12 protein-coding genes are annotated in these 17,212 nt (G+C 52.2%); 6 read left to right on the top strand and 6 right to left on the bottom strand.

Annotated elements, in window-relative coordinates; genetic code table 11:
- Positions 1 to 79: 79 nt before the first annotated feature.
- From MKX51_RS21800 to MKX51_RS21775, 6 genes are all read right to left on the bottom strand, one after another.
- Entirely contained in the window at positions 80 to 430 is a 351-nt protein-coding gene (locus MKX51_RS21800) for a hypothetical protein (protein WP_340993843.1), read from the bottom strand.
- A gap of 1 nt (position 431) precedes the next feature.
- On the bottom strand, positions 432 to 1,073 hold the full coding sequence (locus MKX51_RS21795) for a tetratricopeptide repeat protein (protein WP_340993842.1): 642 nt from the start codon (positions 1,071 to 1,073) through the stop codon (positions 432 to 434).
- A 15-nt stretch (positions 1,074 to 1,088) separates the two neighbouring features.
- Positions 1,089 to 2,534 (bottom strand): glycosyltransferase, encoded by a 1,446-nt coding sequence (locus MKX51_RS21790; RefSeq protein WP_340993841.1) that lies wholly within the window; start codon positions 2,532 to 2,534, stop codon positions 1,089 to 1,091.
- Between the two features lie 24 nt (positions 2,535 to 2,558).
- Positions 2,559 to 3,971, bottom strand: coding sequence for a glycosyltransferase (locus tag MKX51_RS21785; protein ID WP_340993840.1), 1,413 nt, complete (start codon positions 3,969 to 3,971; stop codon positions 2,559 to 2,561).
- 265 nt (positions 3,972 to 4,236) lie between these two features.
- The gene (locus tag MKX51_RS21780; RefSeq protein ID WP_340993839.1) at positions 4,237 to 5,088 is read right to left on the bottom strand and encodes an ankyrin repeat domain-containing protein; all 852 of its coding nucleotides are present in this window, start codon (positions 5,086 to 5,088) and stop codon (positions 4,237 to 4,239) included.
- A gap of 112 nt (positions 5,089 to 5,200) precedes the next feature.
- On the bottom strand, positions 5,201 to 8,923 hold the full coding sequence (locus MKX51_RS21775; protein ID WP_340993838.1) for a glycoside hydrolase family 9 protein: 3,723 nt from the start codon (positions 8,921 to 8,923) through the stop codon (positions 5,201 to 5,203).
- A gap of 317 nt (positions 8,924 to 9,240) precedes the next feature.
- On the opposite strand from MKX51_RS21775, the gene MKX51_RS21770 reads away from it, so the two are divergent.
- The 6 genes from MKX51_RS21770 to MKX51_RS21745 all read left to right on the top strand — a co-directional run bounded on the left by MKX51_RS21770 (position 9,241) and on the right by MKX51_RS21745 (position 17,178).
- Positions 9,241 to 10,602, top strand: a complete 1,362-nt coding sequence (locus MKX51_RS21770; RefSeq protein WP_340993837.1) for a response regulator transcription factor — start codon at positions 9,241 to 9,243, stop codon at positions 10,600 to 10,602.
- Positions 10,603 to 10,672: 70 nt separating this feature from the next.
- Positions 10,673 to 12,385 (top strand): sensor histidine kinase, encoded by a 1,713-nt coding sequence (locus MKX51_RS21765; protein ID WP_340993836.1) that lies wholly within the window; start codon positions 10,673 to 10,675, stop codon positions 12,383 to 12,385.
- 85 nt (positions 12,386 to 12,470) lie between these two features.
- Positions 12,471 to 13,406 carry an ABC transporter permease gene (locus MKX51_RS21760; RefSeq protein WP_340993835.1) on the top strand — a complete coding sequence of 312 codons (936 nt, stop codon included), beginning with the start codon at positions 12,471 to 12,473 and terminating at the stop codon, positions 13,404 to 13,406.
- Between the two features lie 19 nt (positions 13,407 to 13,425).
- On the top strand, positions 13,426 to 14,337 hold the full coding sequence (locus tag MKX51_RS21755) for a carbohydrate ABC transporter permease (protein WP_340993834.1): 912 nt from the start codon (positions 13,426 to 13,428) through the stop codon (positions 14,335 to 14,337).
- A gap of 71 nt (positions 14,338 to 14,408) precedes the next feature.
- On the top strand, positions 14,409 to 15,989 hold the full coding sequence (locus MKX51_RS21750; RefSeq protein WP_340993833.1) for an ABC transporter substrate-binding protein: 1,581 nt from the start codon (positions 14,409 to 14,411) through the stop codon (positions 15,987 to 15,989).
- Positions 15,990 to 16,074: 85 nt separating this feature from the next.
- The gene (locus MKX51_RS21745) at positions 16,075 to 17,178 is read left to right on the top strand and encodes a glycoside hydrolase family 88 protein (protein WP_340993832.1); all 1,104 of its coding nucleotides are present in this window, start codon (positions 16,075 to 16,077) and stop codon (positions 17,176 to 17,178) included.
- Positions 17,179 to 17,212 lie beyond the last annotated feature (34 nt).

Below are 17,212 nucleotides of genomic sequence, written 5' to 3'. Positions count from 1 at the left end.
GGTATTGGCATTTCTTCAAAGAATAAGACACAGAATGAGGACCGGCCCTTGGGCCGGTCCTGTTGTGTTCCTGTCTTGTTTAATTGTCCAGTGGAAGAACACGTTTTTTTCGGCATACGGCCACCACATACAAAGGATTCATATCTTTCACTTCTCCCAGGGCCACTAGCTCGAAGCTACTAATGACAGGATTGGCATAAGGCGTGCTGGACTCGCCCAAATTATTCACTTGTCTGACAATCTGGATTTGAGGATTGACATAGTCCGTAGTGAAGGTTTGCCCGACAATCGTATATTCATATTTGTGGGATTCAATTTTGGGCTGCTCCACAAAATAAGCGGAAGGGTTCGCGATACTGCGGTTAGGTGCGGACACAGTAAAGATACCGTCATCTTTTAACAGCCTGGAGGGCATCTCCGTAATCATCATTTTATTCGGTGTCCAGGATTTCCGAATCGCTGTCCGTTGCTTTGGGCTCATTATTTTCTAATACTTCAGTCTTTACTTGGTACAATGAATCGAAATATTGTTGATTGCTTACTATACTTGGGTGATTAGGATAGTGGCTTTGTGCTAATTTATGATGCTGAAATGATTTCTCACGATCACCCAGCCGGTCATAGCACACACATAGCTGTAAATGGGGAAGCCATGTTGAAAAGGAGAGATCATATTCCATATGTTCTTGTACCGTTACCTTCGTAGCCATGTCATACCAAAAAGCAGCTAGTTCCAAAAGATTTTTGTTCATGAATGAAACTCCTATTTTGTAACATATTACTGGATGAGGGGTTCCGAAAGCAAAGGATTGAAAAGCTGCGGACAATGCTTCGTCCACCTTTCCTGAGTTAATGTGACAATCTGAGAGTTTTCCGTAGGCTTCGATCATTTCTGGGGATAAAGTTTTAGCTTCCAATAGAAATTTTTCATAAAACACAGCAGCATGTTCATAATTATGTTGAGTGTATAATATATTGGCGTATCTCAACAAATTAAGAGAAGCGTTGGAAAAATTGGATTCTTGTATCTCTTGTTGGAGAGCGTTTTCCTGAAGTGTAGCCTGATTATCCATTATAATGCCTCCTGTTTAAGATTTAGCTTTGTGCATAGCCTTTATTGCTTTAATATGCGGTAACACTTCTTCAAAATAGGATTCCTCTGCATAAAATTCAGTGAAGATTTCCTCGAAATCCGCAGTGACCACGGGGGCATGGTCACGCATAATCGCTCCATACCAAGGGAGGATTTTATTGAAGAGAGAAGCTTTTTTTTCTTGCCGGAAATCCTCCTCTGATAACCCCTTTCCGATAAAATGGCGCAAAATAGTCTGATAATTACGGATAACCACTTCACCGAAGTTGTATCCTGAAGGGGGATTACCGGAAAAATTAAATATCCTCCAATTGACGACACAAAAGTGAGGATTTCTGGTTAAGATTTCGTATAGCAAGTAAGTATGATTGAACAAAGAACCTATATAAAGCAAGGGCTCTTTTACATGTTCGTATTCTTCTTTTTTTATAATAATTCCAGAAATAAAAGTAGACATAATGCTTGAAATTCTGAGGAAGGCAGATGCACCTTCAGCGGTGAACACCTGGCCATCATGATTGTGCACATTAAGATATATGAATCCGCAATGCAGATGATTTTTAATGACATCCAGCAACGGGGGGATTGTATTGGGTACAAAATAATCATCGTCGCCATGCAATTTAATAAATCTTCCCTGTGCCAGTTGTGTTATAAGAAATATATTGCGTTCGGCACCAATATTCGAGCTGTTTCTGAAAGATTTCAGACATGGATAGCGGGCGGCATAACGTGCAATCACTTGAGGGGTATCATCGGTGGAGGCATTGTCAGAAATAATAACTTCTACGGGACTATCGTGCTGTAATTGGCTGAATATGGAGGCTAGACAATGTTCCAGGTTGGCTGCACGGTTATAGGTTGGAATACAAATGGACAGGAGTGGAGGAGATTCCGGCGAGTGGGGTTCTTTCTTGGGATTTATTTGCAGGATTTGAGCCGGAGACCCGCCAGCCACGCAGTTCTCAGGAATATCTTGCTCCACAACGCTTCCAGGATGAATAATGCTGTGCTTGCCTATCCTGATATTACCTGCAATAACCGTTCCATCGCCTATCTCGGTACCTTCTCCAATAAAAACCTCCCGGGCGGGTTCAACCCACCCTTGTGCCGATACCGGTATTCCTACTTGCCGATACTCATGCCGGGTATCCGATATGCTTACATTACAACCTAAATGTACATTACGCTCAATCACTATTCGGTTAATGGAATGAAGAGTGAGTCCTGGTTCAAACTTACAATCATCCCCTATAACAATTTGCGGTTCATGTAAACCATCTTTTTCTATGGACTGTATATAGTAATGTTCTTTAATGGATACCCTGTCGCCGATGAGAATGAGTTCGGGATGCTCAAACTGCCCATTGGCTGAGATCAATGTATTCTTGCCATAGTGATAGAAACTGGAAACAGTCTCAGGCTCTAAGGAGTGTGACATATAAACTTCCTTCCTGATATAGAATTATGCTTGGCGGATAGCTGTTATGATGGCCAAGGCTTCTTCATAATAAGGTTCATCCTGATAGTATTTTGTATAGACTCCTTCAAATTCATCAATAGTTGCAGTTGCTTTATTGTTGCGAAACCAGGGTATTGCGTAATTATAAAGCGCTTGTCTTTTCTCTCTGGCAATCTCCTCAGCAGTAAAGCCTTTGCCCAGGAAATGACTTAAGATCGACGGATAGCTGTTAAAATAGACTTCAGCAAAAATATATTTTTCAGTACCGGCGCCGCCCCCATAGGTGAACATACTATTGTACATAATGCAGAACTGTGGGTTAATCTCTAATACTGAATATTGAAGATAGAGCTGATTAAAACAAGAACTCACAAACAACGTTGGATGTTCAACTTGTTCAAAGTCTTCACGACGCAAAATTACAGAAGTAATAAAGGCAGCATAAAGATTGGTAGCGGCAAGATAATTGCTCATGCCCGAATTTAACCAAAGAGGCCTGTTTCCGTTAATTACACTGATATGGATGACTCCACATTCGGGGTGATTGTGCAACACATTGAGCAAGGGCAGAATCGTACCAGCTACAAAATAATCATCATCTCCCTGCATTTTCAGAAACTTTCCTCTACCCAGAGTTATCACATGAAGTATATTTGCGTCTCCGCTAATTGTTGTTTCGTTGCGTGTAGTCCTCATATTGGGGTAAAGGGCCTTATACTTACTTATGACTTCGGGTGTGGCATCTGTAGAAGCGTTATCAGACACTACTACCTCTATCAGTTCGTTATTTCCGATTTGTGAGAAAATCGACTGTAGACATACATCCAGATAAGGTGCACGATTAAAAGTGGGAATGCAGATAGATAACAGGGGGTGATGACTTCGGGCCATGAGTAATGCTTGAGCCTGTTCATTATCGGACACCTCTACCCAGTCACAGGAAGAAGTGTCATAAATGTGCACAACAGCTGCAGGATTGCCCGAAACCACACAATAGTCAGGCACATTGTCTAAGACCATGCTGTTTGCCTTAACCACACTCCCGGCTCCAATACGTATATTCCCTGACAGTTGGCAATTTGCGCCTATCCAGGAACCTTCGCCAACGGTGATCTCCCCCTCGATCCGAACATTGGAATGAATCAGCACATTCGGCTCCAGAATAACCTTGTTGCGGGGACTGATCTGTAACCGACCGCTTATTTTGCAGCCGTCTCCTATAGAAATAGCTGGAACCCCAAGCGGAACTCCTTCACTTACAATGACAGATGTCAACGAGTATGGAGCGTGAATGGAGACGTTGTTACCGATTGATACTTGCTCCGGGGACTCAATCAGGCCTCCTTTCTGAATATAGGTATTGCTTCCAAAATGTATGAATTGTTCAGTAAGTTCAGGCGGAATATATATTGTCAAAGCTGATTCTCCCTTCCATAAAATAGGATTGGATTCCCAACAGTGTAACTGTCTTTTTAATTTATATGGTAATCGCGCATAAATATGATGAGCTACAGAGAAATATCGGCTTTGCCGGACATTCCGGATCTTCCGAACAGCCCGGTAGATAGCCGTAGGCGCCCGTGAGCAATGAAGGATGCCCTTCTACTTGAGAAAATAGCCCCGGCCCTGTCCGAGAAGGACAAGGCCGGGGCCACCTATTGTGAATAGTGTTGTTAGTAGTTTAGCACTGTGCCGATTCAGCACCCAGGCTGTGCAGCCACTCCACCAGCGTAGTGGCGTTGTTGCGTCTTGCGGCATCAAGGGGAGTAAGGCCGTCCCATGGGGAAGGCCAGTTCAGCTCGGCTCCCCGAGCGAGCAGATATTCGGCGGCGGCGCGTTGCCCGCCGTGGCAGGCGCACCAGAACGCGACGTTTACCTCGTCCGGTGCTGCTGAAGCGGAGCTTGCACCCCATGGGTAGCGGTGCGGAAGCGGATGTCCGGCGAAGTGTGCCTCCATCGCATCAAGCAGACCGAGAGCCGCCGCGTGCCAGAGTGCAGGCTGCGCACCGCGCTCCACCAGCCGCTGCGCCGCCCGCCACTGCGCGAATGCCACCGCATCGTCCAGCGGTGTACCACTGGCGATGACTGCGCCGGGGGCCTCGATGTTGGCCCCGGCATCGAGCAGGAGGTCCAGTACCTCGACATCGTCACAGCTTGCTGCCCAATGCAGCGGCGTCTCGCTGTGATGCCCGTTGAACCGGGCATTCAACTCGGCCCCGGCCTCAATCAGCGCGGTTACAACCGCTGCGTTGTTGGGGAAATGCCCCGGCCAGTCGGTGGCAATATGCAGCAGGGTGCGTGACTCTCCGCTGGCTGTCACCTCGCTGCTACCCGCGTTGCTAGTACCCGCGCTGGCTGTCCCTCCGTTGCTTGCATCTTCCTCGCCGCTTCCAGTAATTCTTGCTGTAGCCAGCCCGGGATTCCCGGCAAGCAGCCGCTTAAGCGAAGATACGTCGCCCGTATGAATCGCTTCAACAACAGAAATCACCAGCGGGTCGTCACTAGCCATCCAAATGATATTCTCTTCGCTCATAAGATCAATCCCTCCGGCTTATCCGTATATTGACTGTAGTATAACCTCCCTGTGATTCGCTTTCAATTACACTACGTCTTTAACTTAACACTCGCTCTGCACGAAGCCCCCCTTACGGCCCTTCACTAACCCCAGGACCACTCTGCACCCCGGTGCTTACCGCATCGGTGAAGGTATCTGTAGTGTGGAAGTAGTAGGAATGCTGGCCCGGGGGCAGCTTGGCGGTGTATTGATAGATTCGGCCGTCCACATAATTATTGTCACTTGGATTGGCGGGCTGCATGGTGCGGACGACACCGTCCAGAATCAGCTCCATGGCGAACGGGGCCTGATTGTCGGCATCCGTATAAGTGACAGTGAAGGTATAGTCTGTCTGTGTAGTGCCGGTAGTGTGATTTACGCCGCCTGCGGTCAGGGTGGGCGCGCTTCCGCTGACTTTATTAGTGGCTTTAATCTCGTCAACCAGCATTTGACCTGGAGTGACAGTATCTTGCTTCAGCCAGATGGACATCTTCACTGCCTTTTTATCTATGGCCGGGGTCAGGGCATTCAGATTGAATTGCAGGTCACTCCAGTCGGACGGAACCTGGGCCCAGCCTCCGGTCAGATTATAGGTTCGCTTGCCGTCATTAATCTCAATCCGTGTCCGCAGGTCAGGCGAGGCCGGATTCTTCAGGCTGATATTCAAATATTGATAGCCGCTCAGATCGACGACATCGTTCCAGGGCTGGAACTTTGCTGCTGAGTTTACACTGGTTGGGGTCTGGCTGAACTGGCCTGCGGTACGCCCGTCTGCGGTTACCTTGGTGAACGTTCCTGTGCCGCCGTTCTGGTTATACCAGTTGACCCATGTGGTGTTGGCCGCTGAACCTCCCCAGAAGCCTCCGCCTCCGAAATCATCATAGAGCAGCGGAGTGGAAGGGTCCGGCAGCGCCGGAGCTACAGTGTAATGAGTGGAGCTGTAGGTGTACCCGCCGGAAGGGTCTTTGGCGCGGACATCGATTCTTTTATTCGTATATGGCAAGGACTGGCTCTCATCAATGACCGCAGCGTAGACGGCCCCGCTCACTGTGGAATACACGTTACCGGAGACCGTCATCGGCTGATAAGGCAATCCTGTAGCCGCATATTCGACCTGACTCAGCTCCTCCCCCGCACGCGCGAATACCGTTACATTGCCCCGCACCCATTCCCCAATCACAGGGGAGAGGACTGGCACCGCCGGCGGCACTGCGGCAACATCCGCACCTGTTCCCGGAGTAGCGCTCAAGCCCATAACGGTATAGAGCAATCCGGCCTGAATGCTGATGCTGAACTCGTTATACCGCCACTGGTTCGTATCATCCAGGTACAGCGAGCGGTCCTGATACCACGGGCTTACGCTGCTCTTGTTCTTGGGATCCTTCATATTAGGTCCGCTGACCATGGCTCCCGGAAGAATAATCCCGGTGTCACCCGGCGTATTGGATTCCTCATTGTAGCGGGTATGCGGGAACATCACATGATGGGTGCCGATGCCGGAGACCCAGCTGATATTCCACGGATTCTCTCCGAACACCCAGTACATCCCTTTCAGGACCCCTTGGAGCGCCGCCGGATCACCGAACAATTCATAGTACCGCAGCAGATCGCCCAGGTAAGAGGCGTGGGGCTCGTTCACCCCGAAGTTTTTGAACTGGTTCAGCACCCCATACGGGGTATCATCGGCCATGGAGAGGAAGTAATCCGCTTGCCCCTTGAGCAGGCTATGAATATGAGATTGTGTGGCAGCATCAGCAACCGGATAGAATTCAGCCATGGACATTGGACTCATATCCCAGTAGTTGGTGGAAGAGATGTCGCCCAGAGTCAGCGCGTTAATGGTAGCTGTAGCAGCATTCTTGTACTTGGCTTCACCGGTCAGCAGGTAGAACTCAACATCCGCCAGCAGCTTGGAATTGGGAATCCCACCCCTCGTAGAATAAGAGCCGATCGGTCCGTCAGGATGGGCAACCACATATTCATAAAAGATTACCGCCGCGCTCTCACATTGTTCAGCGAATTCTGTAAGCTCCGCAAGCTGAGCGGAGGCGATATCCCCTTGGTCAATCGCTGTGCGGATCGCCCGTGCGGTAGCAGCCAGTGTGCCCGCTGACTTGGCCGAACCGCCGACGCTCAGGTCCGTCAGCTTGCGGTCATCGGCGGTGCCGGAGATATTGTCGGTGGATTTCTCGGGATGGACGAATGAGGCGTTGTTCCTGAGATTATACATCTCTCCGCCGAGCTGATCCGCGAACTTAATCAGGTATTCGCTGCCGAAGACGGCTTCGTCCACCAGGTCAGGAATCCCGTTGCTGTCGTTATCGTACTTCACACTGTCATGGTCAGCATAACGGATATAAGCCAGGGCAATCTCCGCGCCGACCCACTGGTTGCCGCCGTATTTCCCATAATCCCCGGCGTCATACCAGCTTCCGGTCAGATCATAATGGGTCAGGCCGTCCGCAGACTGTGCATCATCCAGATGGCCGGCCCCGTGGTAGAGCTTGGCCGAAGGCGCTACACTGCTGTATCCCGCAGGATAAGCATCGCTGGTCGCCACGGAGGCGCGCAGCAGCCGGTAGAAGGCTGTCATCTCATCCTTGTATTGATCCCACAGGTTCGGGGCGATCTCAAAAGGATAAGAATACACCTGATTACTCCGTACTCTATAGTTCCCGGAATCTGTAAGCGGGCTGAAGCCGATAGCGTAGACATGCTTATTCCAGTGCAGCCCTTCATAGGTCATCGTGCCCGAGTAGACTACGTTAGTTCCGTCCAGTATTTCATAAGTGGCATCTGTGACAGTGGTGTCCGAGATAAACTTCGCATTCTTAATATCATCCGCACTGTATCCGGCCTGGCTCACAGCAATATCGATCACGGAGGAGGCTTGAACAACATCCAGCGTCTGGACACTGGTGGCGACTTCGTCGGAGGTCGTATCGGTGGTGCGGAAATAGTAGGTATGAGCGCCTGGCGGGAGCTTCGTCAGGAAGCTGTATTTTTTGCCATCCGTATAGGTACCATCCGCCGGGTCGGATTCACGCATAGCATAGGCGGTATCATCGATAATAACCTGAACCGCAAAGGGGGCTTCGTTATCTGCGTCGGTGTAGACGGCTTCAAAGGTAAAATCCGTATTCTGGTTGTAGCTGCCGTCCGTATTGGCGGTCATCCCTGCCGGGCTTAGCTGGGGAGCGCTGCCGCTTGCGGCTGTGGTGAACGTGATGTCGTCTACCCACATTTCCCCGTAGGTGCCGCCCGCCTGTCTGAGCCAGAGCTCCAGCTTGACCTTCTTCTTCTGAATCTTGGGGGAGAGGGCATCCAGGTCAAACTGCAGGCTGGTCCAGGCCGCCGTGGCAGGCACATACCCTCCGGTCAGATTGTAATTGGTAATGCCGTCGCTGATGACTACCCGGACAAGAGACTGGGCATAGCCGCCATTGTTCAGGGACAGGTTCATATAACGGTAGCCGGAGAGGTCGAAGGTCTCGTTCATCGGCTGAAATTTAGCCCAGGAAGAGGCCGAGACCGGGGTCTGTGTGAACTTGCCGATCGTACGGGAACCGTCCGTTGTCTTGGCGAAGGTTCCGCTGCCGCCGCTCTGATTGAACCAGTTCGTCCAGTTCTGTTTGAAGAGTCCGCCACCGGCGAAATTATCGTACAGGAGCGGGTGTTTAGGGCCGGGCAAGGGGGGAACCGCAGCAGCGGCAGGCCGGGGAGCCAGAGCAACCGTACATAGAATTAACAACAGGCTGAGGCTTACAGAGAATATCTTTTTAAGACTCGCGGGCATTGAGCTTCTTGTGAACATCTTAGAACCTCCTCATGATAGAATATCGTTATCCCGGCGCTCCTCTCTTTTTATATGAAAACGCTTGCAAAAGTAGCATAAAAGAGTTACCCTCACTAATCGATGATGAATTGCCGGAAATCTGTGATCTATAATAGGGCTGTAACGGCTTGCTGTTCTTGAATGGACAGGTTACCACGCTTCCGGCTGCAAGGGTTCCTGATATAGATCACACAAAACATGAAAAACATCATCTACGGTGATTTATAGCGAGTGTAAGGTGATACCAAGGACTACAATGCATGAGGCAACCATGCAGCATCATAGGGGGGAACAGCATGTACAAAATTCTTGTAGTAGATGATGAGCCGAGAGTGAGCGCGGGAATCCGGAACTTCCTGTTATCCTCGGATATGAACATTACTGCGGTGGAGACTGCCGTGAACGGGTTCGAAGCAATTGATTATTTGCGGATGGACCAGTTCGATCTGGTGCTGACCGACATCCAGATGGGCCGGATGAGCGGCATCGAATTAATGGAGAACATTTATATGGAGCAGTGGAATGTTCCGGTGATTGTGATATCGGCCCATGAGAAATTTGATTTTGCCAAAAAATCGCTCCGGCTCGGGGCCAGGGATTACCTGGTGAAGCCGGTAGAGAGGACTGAACTGCTCCGGGTGGTCCGCAATGCGTTAACCCGGAAGGAGCTGCCGGACACAAGTCCGCAGCCGGAGCCTACTTCCATCCGCAGGCAAGAGCGGCGCGATGAATGGCTGATGGAGCTGGTGACCGAGCGGAATCTGACGCCGCAGGATATGGAGCAGATCACCGGTGAGCTGGGGGGCCTGCTGCAGGGTCCCTTTTACGGAGTGATCTCCATCCGCATCGATTACAGCCGGGCTGGCTTCAGCAGCCAGCAGGTAACGCTGCAGGACCGCAAATTACTGAAATATGCTGCGCTCAATATTATGAACGAGACGCTGGCGGAGTGGAATGGCGTTACCTTGGGCGGCTTCGGCCATTCCATCATCAGCCTCATCCAGCTATCCGCTGAGGACAGGGACGATCCCCGGGTCAGCGTACACTCGCAGATTCAGATGATCGGGCAGATGATTGCGATGAATTTGAAGAGGCATCTGAATACGGAGGCGGTTATCGGACTCAGCACCCTTGGCGAAGGCATCGCCACCCTTCCCGGGCTGTTGGAGGAGGCGGATACGGCTGCCGGCTGGAATAGCGTTCATCCCGGGCATCAGGTGTTCTATTATGGCGATTTCGCCAGGCAGGAGCATCTGAACCGGGGGCAGCAGCCGGATACAGGGTTAACGGCGCAGGAGTCTGAAGCAGCACCGAGCGTCATCACAAGGATTACCAGCTATATTCAGAGCAACTACCGCAACCCGGCGCTCAAAATCCAGGATATTTCCGAGGAGGTCCACTTCAGTGCGGCCCATCTGGGATATATTTTCAAGCGCGAGATGCGGATGAATCTGTGGGATTATGTGACCGCCCTGCGGATGGAGGAGGCCAAGCAGCTTATGGCGACTACAGACAAGAAGCGGTATGAGGTTGCTTATGCGGTAGGGTATGAATCACCTGAGCATTTCAGCCGGATGTTCAAGCGGGTGCTGGGCCTGACCCCGGCGGAATTCCGCAAGAAGGCCAGAGGAGGGGAACGGGCTGAAGCAGAAGCTTAAGAAGAGGCTGAAACAGCGGCTGAGACTCAGACTGAAGCATAAGGTCATTCTGGCGTTCCTGCTGTGCATCGTGCTGCCTTTTATCGTGGTGGGCTGGGTCTCTGCATATGTAGCGCTGAACACCATCAAGGAGGAGGTTGGCAGTACGACCCTGCAACTGGTCAAGCAGAATCATGTCACGATTGATAAAACCTTGTCTGCGGTGAACGACCGGACGATCACGCTGCTGGACAGCCAGTTCTTCAGCAACCCGGAAGGGTACAGCTTCTGGACCGGAATTGACACCCTGAATGAGATCCGGCAGGCCGACAATATACTGGACAGCTGGTCTACCGGAGGGACGGAATATGCCATATATATGAAAAACATTGAGCGCAGGGCGACGCCGTTCGATCTCTCCTACAAAACCAAAGGCTTTAAATACCTGGATGGGTTCAGCGGCGGCTTGCCTGATCCTAACGTCAGTCTGATGGATGTCAGCGGCGCAGGGGCGCTGCGCGTCATGCCGTCCGGGAGCGGTGAGACCACCATCTCCTTCATGCGCAGTATTCTGAATCCCCGTAATTATAATGAAGTGATCGGCCTGCTGGCTGTCAACAAAATAGAGGTCATGCTGACCCGTGACATGGTCTCAGTGGAGCTGCCCGCCGCTGCCGGGGCATTCCTGTTCAATACCAGCGGGGAACTGCTGATGTCCACTGGCGCAGGCGGCCTTATCCCCGGCGAGCTTGGCAAGCACCTCGAACCGGATGTCCCTTATGGCTATACCTTTGCGCAAGAGGGCGGAGAGGAATGGCTGTATGCCTACTCGGACAGCTCCAGGTTCCACACCCGATTATTGTACAAAATCCCGTTAGAATCCATCACCGGCAAGCTCATCTGGTTTCAGCGGCTGCTGGTGGTGATCTCGTTCATTTTCTTGGCGTTCGTTCTGACCTTTGTCCTCTATATGGTAAGACTTGTGGTGAGGCCTGTGGTCGAGCTGGTCTCGGTAATGAAGATCTATGAGCCTGGCAAAAAGCTGCTACTATCCGAGGAACCGCTGCGCCAGGACGAATTCGGTATTCTCCAAGGCTCCTTCGTCAGAATGACCCGCAGGCTGGACCATTCTATTGAAGAGAATTACGGGATGCAGCTGAAGCAGAAGGAATACGAGCTGCTCATGCTCCAGTCCCAGATTACCCCGCATTATCTGTACAACACCCTCGACTCGATCTATTGGTATGCGCTGGACAGCGGCAATACCGAGGTCGGCGAAATGGTCCGCGACCTGTCGATGCTGCTGCGGATCGGCCTCAGCCGGGGGCGGAAGATGATTACGGTGGGGGAGGAGCTGGAGCATGCTCAGGCGTACACCCGGCTTCAGACCAAGCGTTACCCGGATACGTTCGAGGTCCGGTGGCAGATTGACGATGCTTTGAGCGATTACGAGACACCTAAGGTGATCATTCAGCCGCTGATCGAGAATGCCATTCTTCACGGCGTGCGCGGCATGGATGGAGAAGGAGAGATCCGGGTCTCGGCGGTGCAGGCAGAGGGCACGCTGCGCTTCACCGTAGAGGATAACGGGCATCTGCCGGTAGATCTGGAGGAGCTTAAGGCCATTCTGGAAGAAGAGCAGAATGCGAAAGGATACGGGATCAGGAACGTGCATCAGCGCATCCGGCTCCATTACGGGGAGGCTTACGGGCTGGCCTATGAGCGGAGCGGGGATGGATGGACACGGGCGGTGATTACGTTGCCTTTGCGCCGGAGGGGGCCAGAACCGTTAGGAACGGACTAATAAAAGATCACAGTTCTACGGGAATGCATCATCGAAGCGGAGGGCAGATGGTTCTATAATGAGTCCATGAAAGGAGTAATGGACCATGAGTAGAGCCACTGGATTCTCAAGATTCATCCATGCCCTGTGGAAGTACAAGGCGCTGACGCTGATGCTGCTGCCGGCGGTGCTTGTTCTGCTGGCCCACAGCTATCTGCCGATGTTCGGCATATTTATTGCTTTTAAAAATGTGAATTATATGGACGGGATCTGGGGCAGCCCCTGGGTGGGGCTGGATAACTTCAGCTTCCTGTTCTCTTCGGGGGACATGTGGCGGATTGTGCGCAACACGCTGCTGTACAGCCTGACCTTCATGATCCTGAACCTGGTGCTGTCGGTGTCGATTGCAGTAGCCATCAACGAGATCCGGCGGCGGCTGCTGGCGAAAGTGTACCAGAGCTTCATCATCCTGCCGCACTTCCTGTCGATGGTGGTGGTAAGCTATCTTGTATACGCTTTCCTCCAGCCGGATCACGGCTTCATTAATGCAACGATCCTCAAGGCCTTCGGGCAGGACCCGGTATTCTGGTATTCGGAGAAGGAGTATTGGCCGTACATTCTTGTATTCGTCAATGCCTGGAAGCACGCAGGCTTCGGGGCGGTCATCTATATCGCGGCGATTGCCGGCATTGATCCGGAATATTATGAGGCGGCGCTGATCGATGGGGCTTCCAAGTGGAAGCAGATTATGCATATCACGCTCCCTTTTATCCGGCCGGTCATTATTATTATGACGATTCTGTCGATGGGCAGCATCTTCAGCTCCGACTTCGGGCTGTTCTTCCAAGTGCCTATGAATTCAGGGGCTCTGTATCCTGTAACGGATACCGTGGATACGTATGTCTACCGCGCCCTGATGCAATTGAACGATATCGGCATGTCCTCGGCCACGGCGCTTGTGCAATCTGTTGTCGGATTCATCATGGTCATTGCGACGAATAGTATCGTCCGGAGAATTGACCGTGAACAGGCACTATTCTAATGAAGAAGGGAGAACCCTCATGAACAGCAACTCCAGTTATTCCCCCGGCGGCAATTCGGCCGTTTCCAACGTACTTCTGAACCTGGCCTTCGTCATTCTCTCCCTTCTGTGCTTTCTGCCTGTTCTGCTTGTGATCATTGTCTCCTTCACAGACGGACAGTCGATTCTGACGCAGGGGTACAGCTTCCTTCCGGAGAAGTGGTCGTTCATTGCTTATGAGATGATTTTCAAGGATTGGGTGACGATTGTGTCGGGCTACCGCGTGAGCTTCACCATAACGGTGATCGGCACAGCACTTAGTGTGCTGCTCATGGCCTTGTATGCCTATCCCATTTCCCGGGCAGATTATCCGTTCCGTAACGTGTTTACGTTCTTCCTGTTCTTCACCATGCTGTTCAACGGCGGGATGGTCAGCAGGTATCTGATTTATACCCAGGCGCTGCATATCAAGGATACCTATATGGCCTTGATTCTGCCGATGCTGATCGTGCCGTTCAACGTCATTATTATGCGGACCTTCTTCCAGACCACCATTCATCCGGCGGTGATTGAATCGGCGCGGATTGACGGTGCGGGTGAGCTGAGAATCTTCCTGCGGATTGTACTGCCGCTCTCGCTGCCGGTGCTGGCAACTATGGCCTTGTTCAGTACGATCGGCTACTGGAATGACTGGTTTAATGCGCTCCTGTACATCACCAGCGAGGACAAATATCCGCTGCAATATCTGATGATGCGTGTCCTGAACGATGTGCAGTATCTGCGCAGCAATGTGGAGCTGGCCGCCCAGAATCCGGGCATGATGAAGAATCTTCCGAATGAATCGCTGCAGATGGCGATGGCGGTGATCGGGATGGGGCCGATTCTGGTGGCGTATCCGTTCTTTCAGAAGTATTTTGTCAAGGGACTGACGGTAGGGGCAGTGAAGGGTTAAGCGTGGTGGAACCGGCAATCAGCATTGTCTGCTGCCGTTCTATATAAGCATGATCATACAGGAGGGTTCATATGAAAAAGTTAAAAAGAGCCAGATCACTGGTTCCTGCAACGGTTCTGGTTCTTGCGCTGGCCCTGCAGGGATGCTCCGGCGGCAATAACGGGGGGGCTGCCAAGCCGGAGGCTTCCAGCGGAGCAGCAGCTACGAACAGTGCAAGCAGCGCGGAGCCTGCCGGCGGGACAGCATCACTGAAGCCTTACGAGGTGTCCATTATCTACTTCGGTGCGCCGCAGCGGGATGATGCGGTGGTTGAAGCCAAGCTCAGCGAGTATTTCAAAGAGAAGTTCAACGCTACCGTCGATCTTCAGCCCATCGCCTCCAGCGAATACAAGCAGAAGACCGAGCTGATGCTGAATGCCGGAGAGCCGATGGATCTGGTGTTTACCGCGTCCTGGCTGAATTTCTTCGGCAACGTTGCCAAAGGCGCCTTCCTGGATCTCGATGATCTGCTGGCCAAGTATGGGCAGGGGATCACAGAGAACCTGAATCCGATCTATCTGGAGGCTCCGCGCTACAAAGGCAAGCTGTACGGCATTCCGACCAACAAAGAGATTACCCAGGGCAAGGCCTACACGTACCGCAAGGATATCATCGACAAGTACAATATCCCGATTGAGGACATCAAAACGATGTCGGACTTCGAACCTTGGTTCAAGCTGCTGAAGGAGAAGGAGCCGGAGCTGATTCTGGACTTCATCAAGGAATCGGGCGAAGGCATGATGTATGAGACCCGCTCGAACTTCCGTGCCATCGGACCGACACCGAACAAGATTCCATTGTTCTTATACGACTATACGAATACGGATAACATCCAGATTAAGTCAGTGATTGATCCCGAGATTTCCGCGATTGCCAAAGCGGAGTATGAGCTGAACCGCAGCTATTACGAGAAGGGCTATATCAACAGCGATGCGGCGACTACAACGACAGAGATCGGCGACCTGCGCAAGCAGGGCAAGATCTGGATGCAGCAGGCGGTCTGGAAGCCGGGCGCGGATATTGAGCTGAAAATCGCCTCGGACAATAAATATGACTTCGTGTCCAAGGTGATTGAAGAGCCTATCGTGACCACGGATCTGGCGGCCGGATCGATGTTCTCCATCTCCCGCACCTCCAAGGACCCGGAACGGGCCATGATGGTCCTGAATGCGCTGCATACTGATCCGTATGCTGTGAACCTGTTCGTTAACGGTATCGAAGGCACCCATTACAAGAAGGTCGGCGAGAACCGGATTGAGCCGATTGCCGATTCGGGATATGGCAGTACGGCACTGTTCTGGGTCATCGGCAACCAGCTGCTCAATTATCTTAAGCCGGGCCAGCCCGATGATCTGTATACAAGCTGGAAGACATTCAATGATGAAGCGAAGCGCTCTCCGCTCTTAGGCTTCGTGTTCGATGAAACGCCGGTGAAGAATGAGATTACCCAGCTTACCTCGGTCATTGGCGAATACCGGGCGGCCAGCACGGGTGCGATTCCTGACCCGGCCAAGATGCTGGAGGAACGTAACGAGAAGTTAAAGAAGGCTGGGATCGAGAAGGTCAAGACTGAATTGCAGGCGCAGATTGATGCCTGGAAAGCAGCACAATAGTTGACGGTGGGGAAGAGGGCAGGAGGTCTGTTCAATGAAGACGTCCTGTCTTCTTACTGTACAAAAGAAACGGAGAGAATTGACAATGGAGACTTGGATTAACGAGGCCTGGGACTATGCCCAGAGCAAATTGAGCCGTACCCGGGGGAGAATCGGTGCTACCTTTCCCAATGCTTCTTATGGCGGGAAGTATGATGCGCGTGACCTGGACTGCTGGACCAACGGATTCTGGCCGGGAATCCTCTGGCTGGCTTACCGGGCCACAGGCGATGAGGAATACCGGAGCATTGCCGAGCGCTGCGAGGAGCAGCTGGATGTACCGCTTCAGGAGTATGAGCAGCTCCACCACGATAACGGCTTCCTCTGGAGCCCGTCAGCAGTGGCTGATTACAAGCTGACCGGGGGCCGGCTGTCCCGCAGAAGAGGGCTGATCGCGGCCAGCCATCTGGCCAGCCGGTTCAACCTGAAGGGGAATTTCATCCGGGCCTGGCTGCATGAAGGCAGTGAAGGGCTGGCAATCATCGATTGCATGATGAATCTGGGCCTGCTCTACTGGGCCAGCGAAGAGCTGCAGGACCCGCGTTACCGGCACATTGCTGTCGCTCACTCGGAGATGGCGCTGCGGGAATTCATCCGCGAGGACGGCTCGGTGCATCATATCGTCCGCTTCGATCCCGAGACGGGAGAACGGATCGAGGCGCTGGGCGGACAAGGATACAGCCCGGACTCGGCCTGGTCGCGCGGATCGGCCTGGGCGATCTACGGGTTTGCGATCGGGTTCAGGTATACGGGTGACATTCGTTTCTTGAATGCGGCCAGAGCGGCAGCGGATTATTTTGCCGCACATTTGCCGGAGGATCTGGTGCCGCCCTGGGATTTCCGCGCCCCGGCAGATCAGCTATGGGCCAAGGACTCTACAGCGGCAGCCTGTGCAGCCAGCGGGATGCTGGAAATCGCCGGGTTGCTGGAGGGCGAAGCATCCGCACACTACCGGCAGCTCGGAGCTGCCATCACCGAATCGCTGTTCCACCATTATGCGCCGGAGGACCCGGCGGAGGAAGCGTTGATCACCAAGGGCACGGGCAGCTTCCCGGCGAATGCGGAAGTGGAGATTCCGATCATCTACGGGGATTATTTCTTCCTGGAGGCCCTGCTGAAGCTGAAGGGAGAGCGCGAAATCTTTTGGTAATACGAAGGGTTTCAGGTATGAAAGGAGGTACAGC

Source organism: Paenibacillus sp. FSL M7-0420 (assembly GCF_038002345.1).
In the GTDB taxonomy this organism is placed as follows: domain Bacteria; phylum Bacillota; class Bacilli; order Paenibacillales; family Paenibacillaceae; genus Paenibacillus_AQ.
Note: the sequence above shows the minus strand (reverse complement) of the source record. Positions and strands in the feature narration are given on the sequence as shown.

What these genes read in the sequence shown, in the direction of transcription:
- MKX51_RS21800 (WP_340993843.1), bottom strand. Translation starts at nt 430, where the DNA reads ATGATGATTACGGAGATGCCCTCCAGGCTGTTAAAAGATGACGGTATC.
- MKX51_RS21795 (WP_340993842.1), bottom strand. Translation starts at nt 1,073, where the DNA reads ATGGATAATCAGGCTACACTTCAGGAAAACGCTCTCCAACAAGAGATA.
- MKX51_RS21790 (WP_340993841.1), bottom strand. Translation starts at nt 2,534, where the DNA reads ATGTCACACTCCTTAGAGCCTGAGACTGTTTCCAGTTTCTATCACTAT.
- MKX51_RS21780 (WP_340993839.1), bottom strand. Translation starts at nt 5,088, where the DNA reads ATGAGCGAAGAGAATATCATTTGGATGGCTAGTGACGACCCGCTGGTG.
- MKX51_RS21775 (WP_340993838.1), bottom strand. Translation starts at nt 8,923, where the DNA reads ATGTTCACAAGAAGCTCAATGCCCGCGAGTCTTAAAAAGATATTCTCT.
- MKX51_RS21770 (WP_340993837.1), top strand. Translation starts at nt 9,241, where the DNA reads ATGTACAAAATTCTTGTAGTAGATGATGAGCCGAGAGTGAGCGCGGGA.
- MKX51_RS21760 (WP_340993835.1), top strand. Translation starts at nt 12,471, where the DNA reads ATGAGTAGAGCCACTGGATTCTCAAGATTCATCCATGCCCTGTGGAAG.
- MKX51_RS21755 (WP_340993834.1), top strand. Translation starts at nt 13,426, where the DNA reads ATGAACAGCAACTCCAGTTATTCCCCCGGCGGCAATTCGGCCGTTTCC.
- MKX51_RS21750 (WP_340993833.1), top strand. Translation starts at nt 14,409, where the DNA reads ATGAAAAAGTTAAAAAGAGCCAGATCACTGGTTCCTGCAACGGTTCTG.
- MKX51_RS21745 (WP_340993832.1), top strand. Translation starts at nt 16,075, where the DNA reads ATGGAGACTTGGATTAACGAGGCCTGGGACTATGCCCAGAGCAAATTG.